Annotated in this window: 14 protein-coding genes; 8 read left to right on the forward strand and 6 right to left on the reverse strand. The window is 68.4% G+C overall.

The window, feature by feature from the left end; all coding sequences use genetic code 11:
* Positions 1–47 precede the first annotated feature (47 nt).
* The 6 genes from G4D85_RS05500 (at position 48) to G4D85_RS05525 (ending at position 5690) form a co-directional block, all read left to right on the forward strand.
* Complete coding sequence (locus G4D85_RS05500; protein WP_164008554.1) at positions 48–551, forward strand: hypothetical protein; 504 nt, start codon at positions 48–50, stop codon at positions 549–551.
* A 2-nt stretch (positions 552–553) separates the two neighbouring features.
* Positions 554–1093, forward strand: coding sequence for an inorganic diphosphatase (locus G4D85_RS05505; protein ID WP_164008556.1), 540 nt, complete (start codon positions 554–556; stop codon positions 1091–1093).
* A complete protein-coding gene (locus tag G4D85_RS05510; RefSeq protein WP_164008558.1) occupies positions 1094–1996 on the forward strand; it encodes a CHAD domain-containing protein in 903 nt (300 codons plus the stop codon).
* A 162-nt stretch (positions 1997–2158) separates the two neighbouring features.
* Entirely contained in the window at positions 2159–3352 is a 1194-nt protein-coding gene (locus G4D85_RS05515; RefSeq protein WP_164008560.1) for a M23 family metallopeptidase, read from the forward strand.
* A gap of 221 nt (positions 3353–3573) precedes the next feature.
* Positions 3574–4890 (forward strand): AAA family ATPase, encoded by a 1317-nt coding sequence (locus tag G4D85_RS05520; RefSeq protein WP_164008562.1) that lies wholly within the window; start codon positions 3574–3576, stop codon positions 4888–4890.
* A gap of 32 nt (positions 4891–4922) precedes the next feature.
* Positions 4923–5690, forward strand: coding sequence for a hypothetical protein (locus G4D85_RS05525; protein WP_164008564.1), 768 nt, complete (start codon positions 4923–4925; stop codon positions 5688–5690).
* 106 nt (positions 5691–5796) lie between these two features.
* Here the strand turns inward: G4D85_RS05525 and G4D85_RS05530 are convergent, their stop codons facing one another.
* Positions 5797–6714: a hypothetical protein gene (locus G4D85_RS05530; protein ID WP_164008566.1), complete on the reverse strand. Its 918-nt coding sequence runs from the start codon at positions 6712–6714 to the stop codon at positions 5797–5799.
* A gap of 164 nt (positions 6715–6878) precedes the next feature.
* On the opposite strand from G4D85_RS05530, the gene G4D85_RS05535 reads away from it, so the two are divergent.
* Positions 6879–8135 (forward strand): Hsp70 family protein, encoded by a 1257-nt coding sequence (locus tag G4D85_RS05535; protein ID WP_164008568.1) that lies wholly within the window; start codon positions 6879–6881, stop codon positions 8133–8135.
* Positions 8136–8204: 69 nt separating this feature from the next.
* Here the strand turns inward: G4D85_RS05535 and G4D85_RS05540 are convergent, their stop codons facing one another.
* The 4 genes from G4D85_RS05540 to G4D85_RS05555 all read right to left on the reverse strand — a co-directional run bounded on the left by G4D85_RS05540 (position 8205) and on the right by G4D85_RS05555 (position 13210).
* Positions 8205–9071: a hypothetical protein gene (locus tag G4D85_RS05540; RefSeq protein ID WP_164008570.1), complete on the reverse strand. Its 867-nt coding sequence runs from the start codon at positions 9069–9071 to the stop codon at positions 8205–8207.
* Positions 9072–9073: 2 nt separating this feature from the next.
* Positions 9074–11695, reverse strand: coding sequence for a TonB-dependent receptor domain-containing protein (locus G4D85_RS05545; RefSeq protein ID WP_164008572.1), 2622 nt, complete (start codon positions 11693–11695; stop codon positions 9074–9076).
* Between the two features lie 51 nt (positions 11696–11746).
* Positions 11747–12526 (reverse strand): OmpA/MotB family protein, encoded by a 780-nt coding sequence (locus G4D85_RS05550; protein ID WP_164008574.1) that lies wholly within the window; start codon positions 12524–12526, stop codon positions 11747–11749.
* Between the two features lie 129 nt (positions 12527–12655).
* The gene (locus G4D85_RS05555; protein WP_164008576.1) at positions 12656–13210 is read right to left on the reverse strand and encodes a chalcone isomerase family protein; all 555 of its coding nucleotides are present in this window, start codon (positions 13208–13210) and stop codon (positions 12656–12658) included.
* A gap of 310 nt (positions 13211–13520) precedes the next feature.
* Here G4D85_RS05555 and G4D85_RS05560 point away from each other — a divergent pair, with 310 nt between their 5' ends.
* Positions 13521–16736 (forward strand): NEW3 domain-containing protein, encoded by a 3216-nt coding sequence (locus tag G4D85_RS05560; protein ID WP_164008578.1) that lies wholly within the window; start codon positions 13521–13523, stop codon positions 16734–16736.
* Between the two features lie 143 nt (positions 16737–16879).
* On the opposite strand, the gene G4D85_RS05565 is transcribed toward G4D85_RS05560, so the two are convergent.
* Positions 16880–17338 (reverse strand): hypothetical protein, encoded by a 459-nt coding sequence (locus G4D85_RS05565; RefSeq protein WP_164008580.1) that lies wholly within the window; start codon positions 17336–17338, stop codon positions 16880–16882.
* Between the last annotated feature and the right edge of the window lie 411 nt (positions 17339–17749).

The raw sequence follows: 17749 nt of genomic DNA on the forward strand, positions 1-17749 counted from the left end.
GCGCGGCGCGGCCGGGGGCTCGGAAGCCGGTGCGTAGCTTGAGGGGCATGATGGAACCGCCCGTCTCCTCACAACCTCGCCTGCTGCTGCGAGCCCTGGGCCCCGGGCTCGTGGGCGCCACGTCGCTGACGCTCGTGCACGAGGGCGCCCGCCGCGTGCTGGCGCACCCACCCCGGATGGATGTGCTGGGCAAGCGTGCCCTCGAGAAGGGCGTCCGCTGGTTCGGCGGCAAGCCCGCGTTCGGCAGCCGCCTGCACCGGCAGACCCTCGCGGGAGATTTGCTGTCCAACAGCCTCTTCTACTCGCTGGTGGCCCTGGGCCGGCCGAAGCGGCCCTACCTGCGCGGCGCGGTGCTGGGGCTGCTCGCGGGCGTGGGCGCGGTGGTGCTGCCGCCGTACCTGGGCCTGGGCCGGGGCCTCCGCCGCGCACGGGCCTCCACGTCGCTGCTCACCGTCGCCTGGTACACGCTGGGCGGGCTGGCCGCGGCGCGCGCCACGCGGAGCCTCGTGGGCGCCGGCCCCACCCTGGAGACCTCTGGCCCTGGTTGGTAGACATGACGACGGACCTCACTCGCATACCCCTGCGCGGGCAGAATGGCGCCTTCCACGTCGTCGTCGAGTCGCCCCGCGGCTCGACGGTGAAGCTGAAGTACGACGCGGCGCTGAAGGCCTTCTCCATCTCCCGGCCGCTGACACGCGGGCTGCGCTACCCGTTCGACTGGGGCTTCATCCCCTCCACGAAGGGGCCGGACGGGGACCCGCTGGACGCCATGGTGTACTGGGACGACACCACCTGGCCCGGCGTGGTGCTGCCCTGCCGCGCGCTCGGCGTGCTCCAGGTGGACCAGAAGAAGCGCACGGGCAAGCCGGGAGACCGCGAGCGCAATGACCGCATCCTCGCCGTCCCTGTCTCCTCCTACCGCGCCGAGCATCTGCAGAGCGTCCAGCAACTGTCCAAGCGTGAGCGGGACGAGCTGGAGCACTTCTTCCTCGCCGCCGTGCACTTCGAGGACAAGGACGCGCGCATCCTCGGCTGGGAGGGCCCCGAGGGCGCGGAGCGGATGCTGCGCCAGTACCCCCTCACGGAGGGCTGAGTGGCTCAACCTACCCCCATCCGGGGCCTGGGCCCCGACACGCGCCTGGGACATGCCGCCCGGCGCATCCTCGCGGGCCGGCTCGCGGACGTGCGCAAGCCGGAGGCGAGCTTGCAGGACGGCGTCGACGACGAGTCCGTCCACGACATGCGCGTGGCCATCCGCCGCCTGCGCGCGGCCCTCCAGGTGTTCCGTCCCATCGGCGGGCTGGGGAAGAAGCTGGAGCAGCAGCTGAAGCGCATCCAGGACGCGCTGGGCGACGTGAGAGACCTGCACGTGCAGGCGGCGTGGCTGGAGGGCGCGGCCGGCAAGGTGGAGAAGGCGAAGCCCGGCACGCGCGCCGGCATCACCGCGCTGCGCGACGCGCGGCTGGCCCACCTGGACGCCCGGGAGGGTCGGCTGCATGCGGAGCTGGAGCGCTGGGTGAAGCGCACCGTGCCCCGGCTGCTGAAGCGCATGGACACGCTGGAGGACGAGCACCGCTTCGGCGGCCGACGTGTCCGTGCCCAGCTGCGAAAGCGCCTGAGCCGCGTCGCCAGGCGGATGGACACGTACATGGACGCGGCGGACGCGGAGTCCGCCCATGCGCTGCGCAAGGACGTGAAGAAGCTGCGCTACGAGCTCGAAATCTTCCAGCCCGCCTTCCGCCGCACCATGGACGCGCTGCTGGAGGTGCTCGTGCCGCTGCAGGACGGGCTGGGCGAGCTGCACGACGCGGACGTGCGGCTGGAGCTCTTCGAGCAACTGGCCGCGGAGAGCGCCCCCCGCGAGCGCAAGGCCGCGCGGGCCCTGCTCACCCTCGTCCGGGACGAGCGCACGAAGCGGGCGGCGGAGATTGCCCGCGAGCTCCAGCGCTGGAACGCCGAGGAGATTCCCCGGCGCCTGCGCCGGCTGCTCGCGTGAGCGGGCCACGGTGCCGCCGTACGAATACCGCCCGCCCGCATAGCTGTCCTACATTTCATGTTTTGCAGGTCTGATGGGTAGCATGGCCGCCGCGGGAGCGGGCCGGAGCGCCGGCCCGTGGCCCGTGCCGTCCCACGTCTCGTCACACCCGGACCTGCACGAATGCCCCACACCCCTGCCCGCCGCGTCGCGGCCTCGACTCCCTTGCGTCTGCTGTGCCTCTTCTCCTCGCTGGGCCTGGCGCCGCTGGCCAGCGCCAACGACGGTGGCTTCGCCGCCGCGAATCCGCCCGAAGGCAAGGGCGGTGGCGAGTACGTCCACCGCGAGCTCTACGAGCACCTCACGGAGAGCCAGCGCCGGGACGTCTGGGACAACATCCACCGCAACCTCCGCACGCTGGAGCAGGAGGGCCGGCTGGCCCCGCCCAACTCGCTGGCCAACGCCACCCTCGCGTGGCCGCTGCGCGCCAATGGCATCACCGACCCGGGCTACCACGGCATCTCCAACTTCGTGGACCACAACGCCAGCTACACGGGCTTCATCCGTGACTACAACTGCGGCGTCCGCTCGTACGACACCTCCAGCGGCTACAACCACATGGGGGTGGACATCTACACGTGGCCGTTCTCCTGGCAGAAGATGAACAACAACCAGGTGCAGGTGATTGCCGGCGCGCCGGGCACCATCGCCTACCGCTCGGACGGCAACTACGACCGCAACTGCGCCTTCAACAGCGGCAACTGGAACGCCGTCTACGTCCGCCACGCGGATGGCTCCATTGCCTGGTACGGGCACCTGAAGAACGGCTCAGTCACCACCAAGGCCGTGGGCGCCGCCGTGGCGCAGGGCGAGTACCTGGGCGTGGTGGGCAGCTCCGGCAACTCCACCGGGCCGCACCTGCACCTGGAGGTCTACGACTCCACCGGCAGGCTGAATGACCCGTTCCAGGGCGCGTGCAACTCGCTGAACCCCAACTCGTGGTGGCAGGCACAGCGGCCCTACTACGACTCGGCCATCAACAAGCTGACCACGGGCGGCGCACCGGCCGTCTTCCCCAGCTGTCCGAACGTGGAGACGAGCAACGAGAAGACCGCGTTTCGCTACGGGGAGCCCGTCTACTTCACCGCGTACTTCCGGGACCAGCTCAACACCCAGCAGGGGCAGTACCGCATCATCCGGCCCAACGGCACCGTCTTCTCCACGTGGACGCACAACAGCCCGGCGGCGCACTACTCGTCGTCGTGGTGGTACTGGTACTGGACGAGCTTCGCGCCCACGGGCCCCTCGGGCACCTGGCGCTTCGAGGTGACGTTCAACGGCCAGACGCACGTGAAGACCTTCACGATGTCGCCGTAGCGGCCAGGAGGAGCCTCCCCGGACTCCGCCGCGCTGCTTCGGCACGGGGTCCGGGGATTCCCCGGCGCCTGCGCCGGATGCTCGCGTGACGCGAATGGGGCAGCTCCCCAGGACATGACCGCTAGACCGATGCGGCTCGCGCGGTAAGGTACGTGTGTAGGTGCACCCCTCGCCACCTTCGGGCCGGCGGGACTTTCCTCCATCTGCGCTGGATGCCTGCCATGGTGAAGCTGAAGCGGCTCAAGATTCTGAAATTCCGGAACGTCGCACCGGGAACGGAGCTGCGCTTCCGCGACTCTCTGAATGTCCTGCTGGGTAAGAATGGCACGGGGAAGACTACGCTGCTGAATCTCGTCGTCGCTCTGCTGCGGTGGGATTTTACACCGTACCTCAGCGAGCAGTTCTCCATCGAGTATGACCTTCAGCTACCGGATGGACACATTGCTGTTCGGCTACACAATGAACCGCGCTATTCCCTTCGCAAATCCGCTGTCGCTGATCAAGCAGCACCAGGGGGACTGATAGCCGGCACAATGCTGCGCTCCAACAAGAGCTATGAGACATCGGGCGACATCACAATAACCGGCGCTGGCCTCAAATCGACACACATCGCAGAATTCAAAAACTCACAACTAACACTAAAAAACACAAACGAGACAGCAGGCACCCACGACTACGAAAAACAAATCATTGACGACACAGCCGTAATCAACATTATTTCCGCAATATACCAATTAGGCATACTCCACAACAAAGACACTGAAACAATAACAGGCATAATAGCGTCATCCCATCAGAATCCCTTCCTATTAAGATTCGATGAGTCCCTTGATTACCTAGGCCACATCACAATGCACGAAAGTGCCTTCGTGACGATGAAGTTCCCTAATGGAGAGCACTACGCCATTGCTCGTCTGGGGGGGCCTTCCTCCGTACAGCAGGAAATCAATCGACAACTTCAATTAAATCAAAATGTAGATGAAATACAAATTCAGTCAAGCGACGAGGATGCGGAATTCCTTTCCAAGGCGGTGCAACTCCTCGGCTTTATGGCAGCCAAGATCCGCATCCAGCGCACCGCGTTCATTACAGAGCCTACCGAGAGCATTGAGTTCGGCAACATTCGATTCGACTTTACCCGTCGAGATCGCTCCATCATAAATCACCAACTACTCAGTTACGGGCAGAAGCGGCTGCTCGCCTTCTACTACTATCTCGCCTGCAGTCCCACGGCGGTGGTCGCCGACGAACTGGTCAACGGCATGCACCACGAATGGATTGAAGCCTGCATGGATGACCTCGAAGGACGGCAGGCCTTCCTGACCAGTCAGAACCCCCTGCTGCTCGACTACCTCCACTTCGAGTCGGTCGACGAGGTTCTCTCCTCCTTCGTCCTGTGCCGCACGGAGCCGGTTGGCGAACGCGAGCAACTCTACTGGGAGAACATGACCCAGGAAGACGCTCAGGGGTTCTTCGATGCCTACCAGGTGGGCATTCAGCACGTCAGCGAGATCCTCCACACCCGGGGGCTATGGTGAGCAGCAGACGTCCCGACCTATCAGTGCTCCTGGTGACGGAGGACTCCGGCGACGATGCTTTCGACACCTTCAAGCGGGTCGCCAGAGAATTGCTGAAGCAAGTGGATGAGTACATCAACACTCATCCGGAGCGACTCGCCTTCGAGCCGCTACGAAGCACGGAGGCTCTCCAGGCGCTCAATGGGAGTATCTGGAAGAGCCGCGCTGCTCGCGACAGGCAGAAGCAGGTGACGCTGATCGGCACCATCGCGACGCAGCTCATGCTGGAGAACGGCTGGGCCCTGTTCCACGTCGATGGAGACCGCACCTGGGCGGACCGTTCGTCCAGCGAGAACGTGCAGAAGTTCCGGCCCCTGGTCTGGGAGAAGGTCAGGCTGCGCATCTTGATGGAGTTGGAGCAGCGCGAGAAGCAGACTGCCAATCCCACAACGCCCAGCGAGCGCGAGGCGCGCGCGAACCAGCGCATGACGCGGCTCAAGCAGGTGGTCCCGTTCTACAGCATGGAGGCGTGGCTCTTCCAGAACACCCGGGAGGCGGTCCGGCTGTGCGCGGAGCACTACAGGAACACTGACGTCGAGCGCTTCAATGCGTGGGAACAGGACCGGACAGCACTGGACGAAGTACTGGAGCCCAAGAAAAAGGTTTGTCTGGGAGCGAAGCACAACCTTGAGCTCGCCTCTCAGGGCTTCCCTGCAAGAGCAGTCCACGACGCTGGCAAGTCCTTCGCCGCCGTGGTCCAGGAACTTTCCCAGGACGAGGAACTGACCGAGGCACTCAGCCGAACGTACGCCTACGAGTAGTGCCTGGGTTGTTCCTTCCAGCCTGTCTTCCGCTGCACGGCGAACAATGCGACTGCGCCTCGCCTTGAATCGGTAGGGTCCAGACGGGGCGCAGGTGGAACAGACGCTACTGCTGCGGCGAGGGCTGCGCGCCCGGCGAGGACTCGCCGCTCTCCGGCGCGGCCGGCGCGGTGGGCTTCACCTGCGACGTGGCCTCGATCTTCACCGCCTGAGGCTCACCGCTGCCCTGGTCCGTGCGGTAGGAGGCGCGCACCTGGCTGCCCTCCTCGATGTCCGCCGCGCTCGCCTGGCGCCCGTCCACCGTCACCTGCGTCTGGGGACCAATCTGCAGCCGGAGCTGGGGCTCACCGCGTGAGCTGAGCAGCACCTCCTGCTCGCTCGACGTCAACACCTCACCGACAATCTGCTGCTCGGAACCCGGCGCCGGAGCTGCCTGCGCCTGGGCCGGCTGCTGCTCGGTGCCCGGAGCCGGCGTTGCCTGCGCCTGGGCCGGCGGCTGCTGCGCGGGCTCGGCCGGCTGCTGCGGCGCGGGCGCCACCGCCACCGGCTGCTGCGCCTGCTCGCGGAGCTGCTCGGACTGCTGCTTCGCCTGCTGCTGCATCTGCTGGTTCTGCGCGGACAGCTCCTCCTGCTGCTTCTTCTGGGCCTCCACCGCGCTGGCCTGGGCCTGCTGGGCCTCCTGCTGGGCCGACTGCGTCTGCTGCTGGGCCGACTGCTGCGCCTGCTGTGCCTGCTGCGACTCCTGGCCCGCGCGCGCCTGGGCCTCCTGGAGCTCCTGCTGCTTCTCCTGGAGCTCCTGCTGGGCGCTGGCGGCCTCCTTCTGCTGCTCGCTGGCCTCCTCCTGCGAATCGCGCGCCTTGTCGAAGGCGCCCTCCGAGCGCTCCTGCGCCTGCTCCACCTGGCCGCTCGCCGACGCCTGCTCGCCTGATTGCTCCGGAGTACTCGTGCGGCTCCGTTCCTCACAGCCCGTTCCCAGCACCAGCGCCGCCGCCCCTGCCATCAACCACCCCGCGCGGAATTTCATGGATGTCTCCTGTCGTGAAAGTGACAGCAAAAAGATGGAGAGACCTCCCGTGGAACCAACCCGCATCCACGACGGGCGCCCGCTGCCTCGCCCGGCCACCGACAGGCGGCCTCCTCACGAGGCCCTACCCTTGAAGGGACTTTGGAGATAAGGGGCGCACCCCCATGCGTGCCTGCGGACTCGACTTCGGAACCAGCAACACCGCCGCGGCGCTGCCCGACGGCACGGTGCTGCCCCTGCAGCCCCACACCCAGGAGCCGCGCCTGTTCCGCTCCGTCCTCTTCTTCCCGGACGACGAGCAGACCATCTACGCGGGCGCCGACGCCATCCAGCGCTACCTGGAGGACAACACCGGACGCTTCATCCAGTCCGTGAAGTCCTTCCTCCACTCCAACTCCTTCCGCGCCACCCAGGTGAAGGGGCGCACCTACACGATTGAAGAGCTGGTCGCCGTCCTCCTGCGCCGCGTGCGCGACGCCGCCGGCACGCAGATGGGCGGACCTCCGGACGCCGTCATCCTCGGCCGCCCCGCCGTCTTCACCCCGGACCCGGAGGCGGACGCCCTCGCCCAGCAGCGCCTGCTCCGCGCCGCCGAGCTCGCCGGCTTCCAGAAGGTCCAGTTCCTCATCGAGCCCATCGCCGCCGCGCTCGCCTACGAGGCCCAGCTCACCCGCGACGAGCTCGTCCTCGTGGCGGACTTCGGCGCCGGCACCACCGACCTCACCCTCATGCGCCTGGGGCCCTCGCGCCGGGGCAACCCCGACAGGCGCCCGGACGTGGTGGGCTCCACCGGCGTGCGCATCGGCGGTGACCGCTTCGACGCCGAAATCATGCGCCACAAGCTGCTGCCCCGCTTCGGTGCCGGCTCCTCGTACCGGCTGCGCGGCATCAGCGACAAGCGGATGCCCATCCCCCAGCACGTCATGGCCAAGCTGCTCACCTGGCACGAGATGTCCTTCATCCGCGAGAAGTCCACCCAGGAGCTGCTGGAGACCATGCTGGAGACCAGCGACAAGAAGGTGGAAATCCAGGCCCTCTATGACCTCGTCATGGACAACCTGGGCTACCGGCTCTTCCGCGCGATTGAAGCGGCCAAGGTGCGCCTGTCCCGTGACGAGCAGGCCACCGTGGACTTCGAGGAGGCCCGCATCCAGCTCCACGAGCCCATCACCCGCGCCGAGTTCGAGGCCTTCAGCAAGCCCCTGCTCGATGAGCTGGCGCAGTGCACGGACGGGCTGCTCGCCCGCCATTCCGAGGCGAAGGACATCGACGCGGTGTTCCTCACCGGCGGCTCCTCGCAGATTCCCGCGGTGCGTCAGCTCTACGTGCGCCGCTTCGGCGAGGACCGCGTGCGCACCGCGGATGCGTTCACCTCCGTGGCCGAGGGCCTCGGGCGCGCGGCGGCCCACCTGACGTCCTGAGGAGCGGCGAGCGTACGGCCCGCCTCACGCCCCCGAGCCGGGAGCTGCTCCCGGCTCACGCACGCGACGTCACGGGCCCACGTCCACCGTGCGGCTCAGCCACCCCACCCCGCCACGCCCGTCGCGCGCCACCACCCAGAAGGTGATGCGCTGGGGCGTGGCCGGCGTCTCGTACTTCGACGTCGGGTCTCCGGGCCTGTCGTCCACCGGCTCCAGCGAGCGGAACTCCTTCACCTCGCCGTCGCCGGTGGCGAACCAGCTGTAGAAGACCTGCTCCGTCGCCGGGCCGTCTTCCGTCTCGTACGCCTCGGCGCTGCCCTCTCCGAGCACCGGCTGGAACGTCACCTCGCGGCCCACGGGCAGCGGGCCCGCCAGCGACGCGCCCTCCCAGAGGATGTCCGCCACGGCCGGGTTCTGGTTGGGCACGGCCGCGGCCCGCAGCGTCACGCGGCGCACGCCGCGCTCGGTGCCCTCGGGGGTGCCGGTGCCGTCCGTGGCCTCGTAGCCCACGAAGAGGGGGATGCCCGCCTCCAGCGCAGCGAGCAGCTCCGGGTCATTCGGGTCCGGTGTCTCACCCCCGGGGTTCTGCGCCTGGAGGGCCTCGGCCAGCACCGCCTGCACGTTGGGGTCCAGGAGCGACAGCACGCCGTCCGGCAGCGCGACGCCATTCTCCCCGGGGCAGCGGCCGTCGTAGGGGTTGCCGCTGAAGCGGCACAGCGCATAGCTGACGGTGACGGGCCGGCCATCGGACGCCACGGCCAGCGCGTTGAACGTCACCGGGCTCGGGGGCGTGGTGCCATTGGGGTCCAGCAGCAACTCGGCGGGCTCGGCTTGAATCGCGAGCACGCGCACGCGGCGGATTTCGCTCTGCAGCTCGAAGTCGGGGCCACAGGCGGCCAGCAGCGCGGCCAGGAGGACGAGGACGTGCGGGCGCATGCTCAGAAGCTCCCCTTGGCGCCGAGAATCGGGAGGATGGGCAGCCCCTCGAAGAACGCGCTCTCGGAGTAGTTGTAGTTGTAGGCGATGCCTTCCACCGCCGGGTTGTTGTAGGCGTTCGTCAGGTCCAGGTAGACGTCCAGGGTCCACTTCTCGAAGACGAAGTTCTTGTCCACGCGGATGTCCAGCTGGTTGAAGGACGGCAGCCGACTCGAGTTCACCGCCGCGTAGAGGGGGATGAAGACGTCCGTCCCGTCGTCGCGCACCGAGCCGATGACGGGCGTGGTGGGGTTGCCCGAGGCGAAGCGCAGCCGCGCGCCCACCTCCCAGCCCGCCGGCAGCTTGTAGGACGCAATCGCCGTCAGCACGTGCGTCTGGTCATTGTCGAAGAGGCGCCACGCCGAGTCCGGCGTGTCGCGGCGCTCGCTGCGGCTGAGCGTGTAGGAAATCCACCCGAAGAGCCGGTCCGTCAGCGAGCGGCGCACCAGCACCTCCAGGCCGTAGATGCGGCCCACTCCGCCGTTCCGCAGCCGCTCCGGCACCTGCTCGCCGTCACGCTCCACGGTGGCGTTCGAGCGGACGATGAGGTCATCCAGGTCGTTGTAGAAGACCTCGCCGCTGATGAACCACTCCGGCCGGGGCTGCCACTCCGCACCCAGGCCGTACTGGAGCGAGCGCTTCGCCTGCAGGTCCGGATTGCCGAAGGACACGCTCGGCTCGTCCTGGATGGGAGGGCCGTGGTAGACGCCCGCGCCGCCCTTGAGCGACACCTTCTCCGTGAGCGCGTACCGCACGGCGAGGCGCGGGTTGAGCGTGCGGCTCGGGCTCTCCTGGTCCGTGAAGACGTAGCTCTCGCTGCGCAGGCCCGGCACCACCAGCAGGTCCTTGATGGGGCGCCAGCGCACCTCCGTCCACAGCGAGGGGAAGTACTGGAGGAAGTCCGAGTCCGTGACGAGCAGCTCGTCCGTGACGGTGGGGGTGGGCGGCTCGCCCTCGCGGGGCGGAGACTGGATGCGCGCGGTGACGTGCGCGAAGTTGCTCACCACGTCGATGCCGCCCGCCCACGTGAAGGCGTCGCTGAAGGCGTACTCGGCGGTGGAGCGCAGATTCACGTCCGTGGAGGCGATGCGCAGGCCGCGCTCGCCGATGGCGAACTCGAGGAGCGTGTTGCCCACCAGCGCCTGCGTGTCCAGCGTGAGGGCGTCCCCGCGGTACTGGTGGCGCAGCCGGAGCTGGTTGAAGCCCGTGGTGACGTCCAGGTTGCCGTTGACGGTGGGGTCATTGTCCGCCGGCCGGTCGAACACCAGGCCCAGCCTGTCGCGCGAGGTGAGCCCCTGCAGCGAGAAGGTGTGCCGCGGCAGGGGCTTCCACACCAGCTTGGCCTGCGCGTCGTAGTAGCGCGGCGCCACCTGGAGGCTGGGCCCGTTGTCGCCCTCCGGCACCAGCCCCAGCACCACGTCGATGTACGAGCGCCGGCCGCCCACCACGAAGCTCAGCGTGTCGGTTATCGGCCCTTCAATCACCGCGTTGGACTCGATGAGGCTGACGCCCACGGTGGCGTGGAAGCGGTCCGTGCGCGGCTCGCGGCTGCGCACGTTGATGACGCCGCCGGTGAGGTCGCCGTAGTACGCGGAGAAGTTGCCGGGCAGGTAGTCCACCGCCGCCAGCAGCTCCGAGTTGTAGACGGAGGTGAGCCCGCCGAAGTGGTACAGCAGCGGAATCCGCTGGCCGTCCAGGAAGACGCCGGACTCCTGCGGGCTGGAGCCACGGATGATGAGCTGGCCGCCGTTGAAGGCGGGGCGCGCCACGCCGGGCAGGTTCTGCACCACCTTCAGCGTGTCGCCCTGCGTGCCGGGGATGCGCTGCACCTCGGCCACCTGGATGGAGGTCTGCGTCACCTCCTTGCGCTCGCGGTCGCTGCGCACCACCGTCTCGTACTGGCTGAAGATGCGCTTGCGCACGTAGTACGTGGCGCGCGTCTCCTGGCCCTCGGAAATCTTCTCGGTGGTGCGGAAGCGGTCATACCCGCCCAGCACCACCAGCACCTCGTGCGTGCCCACGGGGACGCCCCGGAAGGAGAAGCGCCCCTCCCCGTCCGCGACGGTGGACAGGTCCAGCTCCGGCAGCACCACCTCCGCGCCGTTGAGCGGCTTGCGCGTGCCGCGCTCCAGCGCCTGCCCGCTGAAGTTCACCGGGCCCTCGGGCTCCACGGCGCCGCCGTCGGTGTCCACGGGAGGCGGGGCCGGGCGGAAGACGAACTGGTACGCGTACTGGATGCGCACCGGGGCGGGGACGTTGTCCACCTCGGCGGGCTCGAACTGGAACTGCTTCACCGCCTCCACCGCCGCCTCGTCGAAGCCGTGGCCGGCGGGCTGCGTCACCTCGACATTCGTGACGGCGCCCGTCTCCGAGATGTCGATGAACATCACCACCGTGCCCTCCAGCTGCTGGGCGGCGGCGTCCGGCGGATAGGCCGCCTCCACCTGGCGCAGGAGGGCGGGCGGCTTCGTCAGCACGCCCGTGGGAGCGCCGGCATCGGAGGTGCCGGCGTCTTCCGGAGCCTGCGGTGACTGGGCCCGGGCTCCGGCGGCGAGGAGGCAGAGGACGAGGGAGAGTGTTTTCATGGGGGGCGGGGAAGTGCCGAGCCCCTCATATACGTCCCTGCGATTTGGGTGTTACTTCGGCGCGAGCACGATTTCGATTCGCCGGTTGAGCGAACGATTCTCCGGAGAATCATTCGCGGCGATGGGCTGGTACTGGCCGTAGCCCGCCGCGGACAGCGTCATGGGGTCCACGCCTGCGTTCTGGAGGCTGTGCACCACGGCCATGGCGCGCGCCAGGCTCAGCTCCCAGTTGGAGGCGAACTGGGCGCCACTGGTGGGCACGTCGTCCGTGTGGCCCTCCACGCGGATGATTTTGCCCTGCACCGTCTTGAGCGCGTCGGCGATCTTCGCCAGCGCCTCCTCGCCCTCCTTGCCCACACGCGCCGAGCCGGAGGCGAAGAGAATCTTGTCCTTGAGCTGGACCGTCATCTTCCCCTTCAGCTCGGACAGCTGAATCTTCCCTTCGGAAATCTCCTGCTTGAGGCTCTGGGCGAGGTTCTCGTACTCGGAGCTCTTCTTCTCCAGCTCCGCCTTCGCCTGGGCCAGCTGCTTGGTGTTGCGCGCCAGCTCGTCATTGAGGGCCTTGAGCTGCGCGTTCTGCTCCTCCAGGCCCCGGCGCTCGGCGGCGCCCGCGGACAGGCGCGACTCGGCGGTGGTGAGCCGGGCGGTGAGCGCGTCCCGCTCCGCCTCCAGCGCCTTCACCTTCGCCTCGGCGGCCTCGCGCGCGCCCTTCTCGTCATTGAGGCCCTTCGCGAGCTGCTCCGCCTCCAGCGTCTTCGCTTCGAACTTCCCCTTCGAGACGCACCCCGTGGAGAGCGCGACGAGCGCAGCCAGAACCAACCATGTCCGCATATGTACGTGTCCTCCCGACAGCCGTGAATGAGCCGCCAGCCTACCCCCAGCAGGGGCCCGGGTCAGGAAGAACCTCTACATTAATTTGAACACCAACGTTCCCCGGGACGGAGGGCGTGCGGGGCAGCGTCAGCGGGGGAAGATTGGGTGGGCGTCGAGCCACACGGAGAAGAGGGCATCGGCGAAGCCCTTGCCGGGGATGAAGGCGCCTCCGCTGGCGCCCCCGGCGACCTCCAGACCGACACCGGGCATGTAGGTGATGACCAGGTCCTCGCCCTTCTGGACGTCCTTGAGCGAGGACAGCATCACCTGGAGGTGGTCGGCCATGGGCCCCTGTCGCAGGTCCGGGTTCTTCTGGAGACCATTGCGCAGGCTGCCCACGAGCTGGTCCTTGCTGATGTTGCGCAGGAAGCGGAAGTGGAGCCGCTTGACGGAGTTGGAGGCGATGGCCTCGGACGCGCTGCGCGGCCGGTCCTCCAGGTAGAGGCTCCAGACGTACAGCTTGAAGAACAGTCGCTTCTGCAACTGCATATGCGCGAGGGCGATGGTGCGCCCCTGCAACGTCAACGAGTCCGGCATGTTGACGCCGCCCACCTGCTTCTGTCCCGCATGTGACGTGCCCACGGCGAGCAGCACGCCGAGCACCCACCACCGCGCATGTGCACGCCACGCCTGAGTCTTCATGCGTCCGACCCCTGAACCCCACGCGATCCGGTACCACGAACGGTGGACACGGACGCTCCGGACCGCCACCGCCTGAAAGGGCGGGGCTGTGCGGCAGTGGACGGCGGCGACAGGTGGTGAAGCACGGCACACCTCGGGTGCCAGGACGTGGAACGCACCTGTCACTGGTAACACGAGAGAGCGACATCGGGGGCAACTCCGCGCAACGTCTCCTGGCCTCGTGCCCCCGTGGGCTGGAGCGGTGTTGAAAACATCCAGCAGCCTGGTGCAGAAGGCCCGCGCGGGGGCCGCCGCTCATCCGGGAGAAGGAATGCTTCGCAAGCTGCTGGTACTCACGCTGGCCGTGGCCCTGGGCTGCGCCACGCAGGAGGAGTCCGCGCCCACCGCGCCGGCCTCCGTGAAGACGGAGCCCTCGCGCTCCGACGTCGCGCCGCTGAAGGAGCAGGTGTCCCAACTGACCACCCGACTGCACCGGGAGGCCTCGCGGCGCGAAGGAGACGTGACGCCGCTGCTGGCCGAGCGCGCCCGGGCCCTGGCCGCGCTGATGGACGTGGACGCGGGCGCCGCCCTCGCGCTGGCCCTGCCGGAGGCGGCGCGCGAGCGGCTGCTCCGGAAGCAGCCGGGCGCCGCCGAGCACCTGGAGGCGCGCGGCGCGTTCGAGGGTGAATTGGAGGTGCTCGTCGCGGACAGCCCCGGGAGGACGGTGGCGCGCACGGACCACTTCCTCCGCGTGGACGGTGAGCGGCTCCAGGTGCGCTTCGCCGACGCGGCGCCGGAAGGGCTGCACAGCGGGCTGCGGCTGCGCGTGCGCGGCCTGAAGCTGGGCGCGCGGCTGGCGGCCGGGGAGGCAGAGGGGGTGCCGGTGCGCTCGGCGCTCTCCGCCACGTCGGAGTGCAGTCCCACGGGGGACCAGCGCACCCTCGTCATCCTGGCCACCTTCCCGGGGCAGCCGCAGGCGCTCACCGTGGAGCAGGTGCGCGAGGAGTTCTTCTCCACCACCCAGCGCTCGCTGACGCGCTTCTGGAGCGAGGCGTCCCAGGGCCGCACCAGCGCCAGTGGCGACGTGGTGGGCTGGTACACGCTGGACCGCGGGTACTCGTGCGACGAGTCGGACGCCATGCGCATCGCCGCCATCGCCGCCGCCGACGGGGACGTGGACTTCCGCGAGTATGACCGGGTCTTCATCGTCCACCCGGAGGCGGACGGCACGAGCTGCTACTACGGCGGCCTGGGCACCCTGTCCTGCGTCACGCAGAACACGCAGGACGGCCCCATCACCGCCTCCGCGTCGTGGCTGCGCGCCGAGTACATGGGCAACCATGACCAGGGCGTGGAGCTCGTGACGCACGAGGCCGGCCACAACCTCACCCTGCACCACGCCAGCTCGCGGGACTTCGGCGCGGAGCCCCTGGGCCCCGTGGGCGAGACGGGGGCGCTGACCGAGTACGGAGACCTGTTCTCCACCATGGGCAGCTGGAACCTGGGCCACTACTCCGCGCCCCACAAGGTGCGGCTCGGGTGGCTGGAGCCGGGCGCGGTGGCCACGGTGGACGGCACGGACGGCACCTTCACCCTTTCTCCCATCTCCGCGCCGCTGGGCAGCGGGCTCCAGGCGGTGAAGGTGCGCCGCGGCTTCCATGGCGACGGCTGGCTGTGGCTGGAGGCCCGCCGCGCGGTGGGCGACTACGACGGCACGCTGCCCTCGCAGGTGTTCGGCGGCGCGCTCGTCCACTACGAGGAGCCGAGCACCGGCACGCACACGCACCTGCTGGACTTCACGCCGGAGACGTTCTCCTGGCAGGACCCGGCCTTCCTCCCCGGCGGCACGTGGACGGACCCGTACACCAACGTGCGGCTGACGGTGGACGGCGCCACGCCCGCGGGCGTCACCGTGAGCGTCCACTACGAGCCGGTGCCGTGCGTGCGCACGCCGCCCACGCTGACGTTCGACACCTGGCACACGTACGCCGTGCCGGGTGGGCAGGTGGAGAGTGGCTTCACCCTCACCAACAACGACTCGGTGGGCTGCCCCACCTCCACGTTCGCCTTCCAGTCCGCGCTGCCCACGGGCTGGCCGACGCTGGAGCTCCCCGCCAGCGTCACCCTGGCGCCCGGGAAGCAGCGCTTCCTCTACTTCTCAAAGCAGGTGCCGGAGACGACGCCGTACGCCACGTACACGGTGGACTTCACCGTCACGCGCGACGGAGAGAGCGTCACCGGCACGGACACGCTGGACGTGATTGCGCCGTGCCAGACGCAGCCCATCCAGCTGTACTTCGACCGGCAGTCACAGACCGTCACCGCGGGGGACACCGCCGCGTTCGGGGTGACGGTCATCAACCGCGACTCGCGCGCCTGCGGCTGGGTCTACTTCGAGCCCGCGTCCACGCTGCCCCAGGGCTGGTTCACGGAGTACGACGCGTTCGGCTTCGACATCGAGGCCGGCGGCTCGTTCGAGTTCACCATGTACAAGGCGGTGCCCCCGGACGCGCAGGGCACCTACGACGTGGACGTGCAGGTGCTGCGTGACGGCTACACGGTGGAGGCCACCGACACGGCCACCGTGACGGTGAACCCGTGCGTGCGCACCGCGCCGACCTTCACCGCGCTGCCCTCGACGCTGGACTTCGAGCCCGGCGCCACCGCGAGCTACACGCTGGCCATCACCAACCACGACGCGGAGCTGTGCGGCTCCTCCACCTTCGACTTCGACCTCGTCAACACCGACCCCTGGGCGTCGGACCTCTCCTCCCGGTCTGTCACCGTGGCGCCTGGAGCCACGGCCACCGCCACGCTGACGGTCACCGCGCCCGTGAATGCGGGCATGGGCACCCGCTACTTCGAGCTGGGCCTGCTGCGCGCGGGAGCGTTCGTCGGCGGCGCGGAGCTGGAGGCGCGCGTGGTGTGCCGGAGCCATGCGCCCACTGTGAGCTTCAGCCCCGCCGCTGGCACGGTGGAGGCGGGCAAGCCGCACACCGTCACCCTGACGGTGGTGAACACCGACAACAGGGCGTGCACCGCGGGCAGCTTCACGGTGGGCGCCACGGTGCCCTCGGGGTGGACGCACAGCTTCTCGCAGACGGCGCTGACGCTGGCGCCCGGCGCGAGCGGCTCGGTGGGCCTCACCGTCACTCCGCCGGAGACGGCGATGGCCGCGAGATACCCGCTCAGCGCGCTCGCCTCGCATCCGGGAGCCGCGTCCACCAGCGGCACCTTCACGGTGGACGTCACCCGCCCGCCGCTGAAGGCCGTGCTGTCCGTGCCGGCCACCAGCTACAAGCGGAACAGCGTGGTGCCGCTCACCACCCTGGTGACGCGCGGGACACTCGCGGCCCAGGCCAGCGTGCGCTTCAGTGTCAGCCGGCCGGATGGGCTCACCGAGACGCGCACGGTGTCCACCGATACCACCGGCAAGGCGGCGTGGAGCTACACGGCGCGCGTGCGTGGCACCTACAGCGTCACCGCTACAGCCACGTCAGGCACGGAGACGGCCGCCAGCAACACGGTGAGATTCTCGGTGCAGTGAGGCCCTGACACCGCACGCAGGGGGTCACCCGCATCCGGGTGAGCCTCTCGACATGGTGCGGGCTTGATTCAGGAAGCGCGGTGGGCGCGCTCACGGAATGAAGGCCGGGCCTGGTTGCTTCGGGCCCGGCCTTCTCTGTAGTGCTATTCCCGTCGTAGCTCGAAGGTGGCGGTGACGTAGCCTGCGTCGGTCTGGACGTAGGCCAGGGCTGCCCCGTTCTTCGTGACGAAGAAGTCGAAGTGCGCAGTGCCTCCGAGGTTGTCGAGGAGCGTCGCGGTGCCGCTACAGTCGGGCGCGACGGTGTAGGTGCCAGTGTAGACGATGCGCGTCACCACACCATTGGTATTGATGGTCGCCGCACCGGTAAGGGTCCCGTCCCCTTTGAAGAAATCATGGCCGGCCTGTGCGAAGGGGACCTGGTCGGACCCGCTCACGATGTACCCATCATTCGCATAGATGTAGTTGCCCTTCAGCATGCTCGGCTTGCATGCGGAATTCATCGAAGTCTCCGCTGCGGGAACCTCGCCAGATGCCTCGTGCGCAATGCCCAGGAGACCGGCCGTGAGGACACTTCCCATGACGTACCATTGGAATCGCTTCATGATCCCCGCCTTCGTTTGGGCTTTCACAGCCCGATGCACTGCGGGACGAAGGGTGGCACAGCCTGGGTCTTCTCAAATCGAACTCAGGTAGCTCTCGCTGTGCAGTAATGGATTGGCAGTACGACCGCGAGCGGAGGAAGTCCTGTCATGGCGCGCCGCAAAGGCACACAGCACCTCTGGAATTACCGCACAGTGTGGGGACGGAGTTCCGGGATGCGCGTGGGCTTGCGGTGCTGCTGGTGGTCGTAGAAGCACTCGGGTCCAAGCACGGTGATGAGGCGCTCCTCCGCGGCGTCACCTTCCGGCGTCATCGCCTGCGTGGGCAACTCGTAGGGCTGGAGACAGGGAAGCCGTGCGGGTGCACACGGCGGAGCACCACGTCTGGCGCGAGCCGCCAGGTGAAGAGGTGTG

The organism is Pyxidicoccus trucidator, assembly GCF_010894435.1.
GTDB lineage: Bacteria > Myxococcota > Myxococcia > Myxococcales > Myxococcaceae > Myxococcus > Myxococcus trucidator.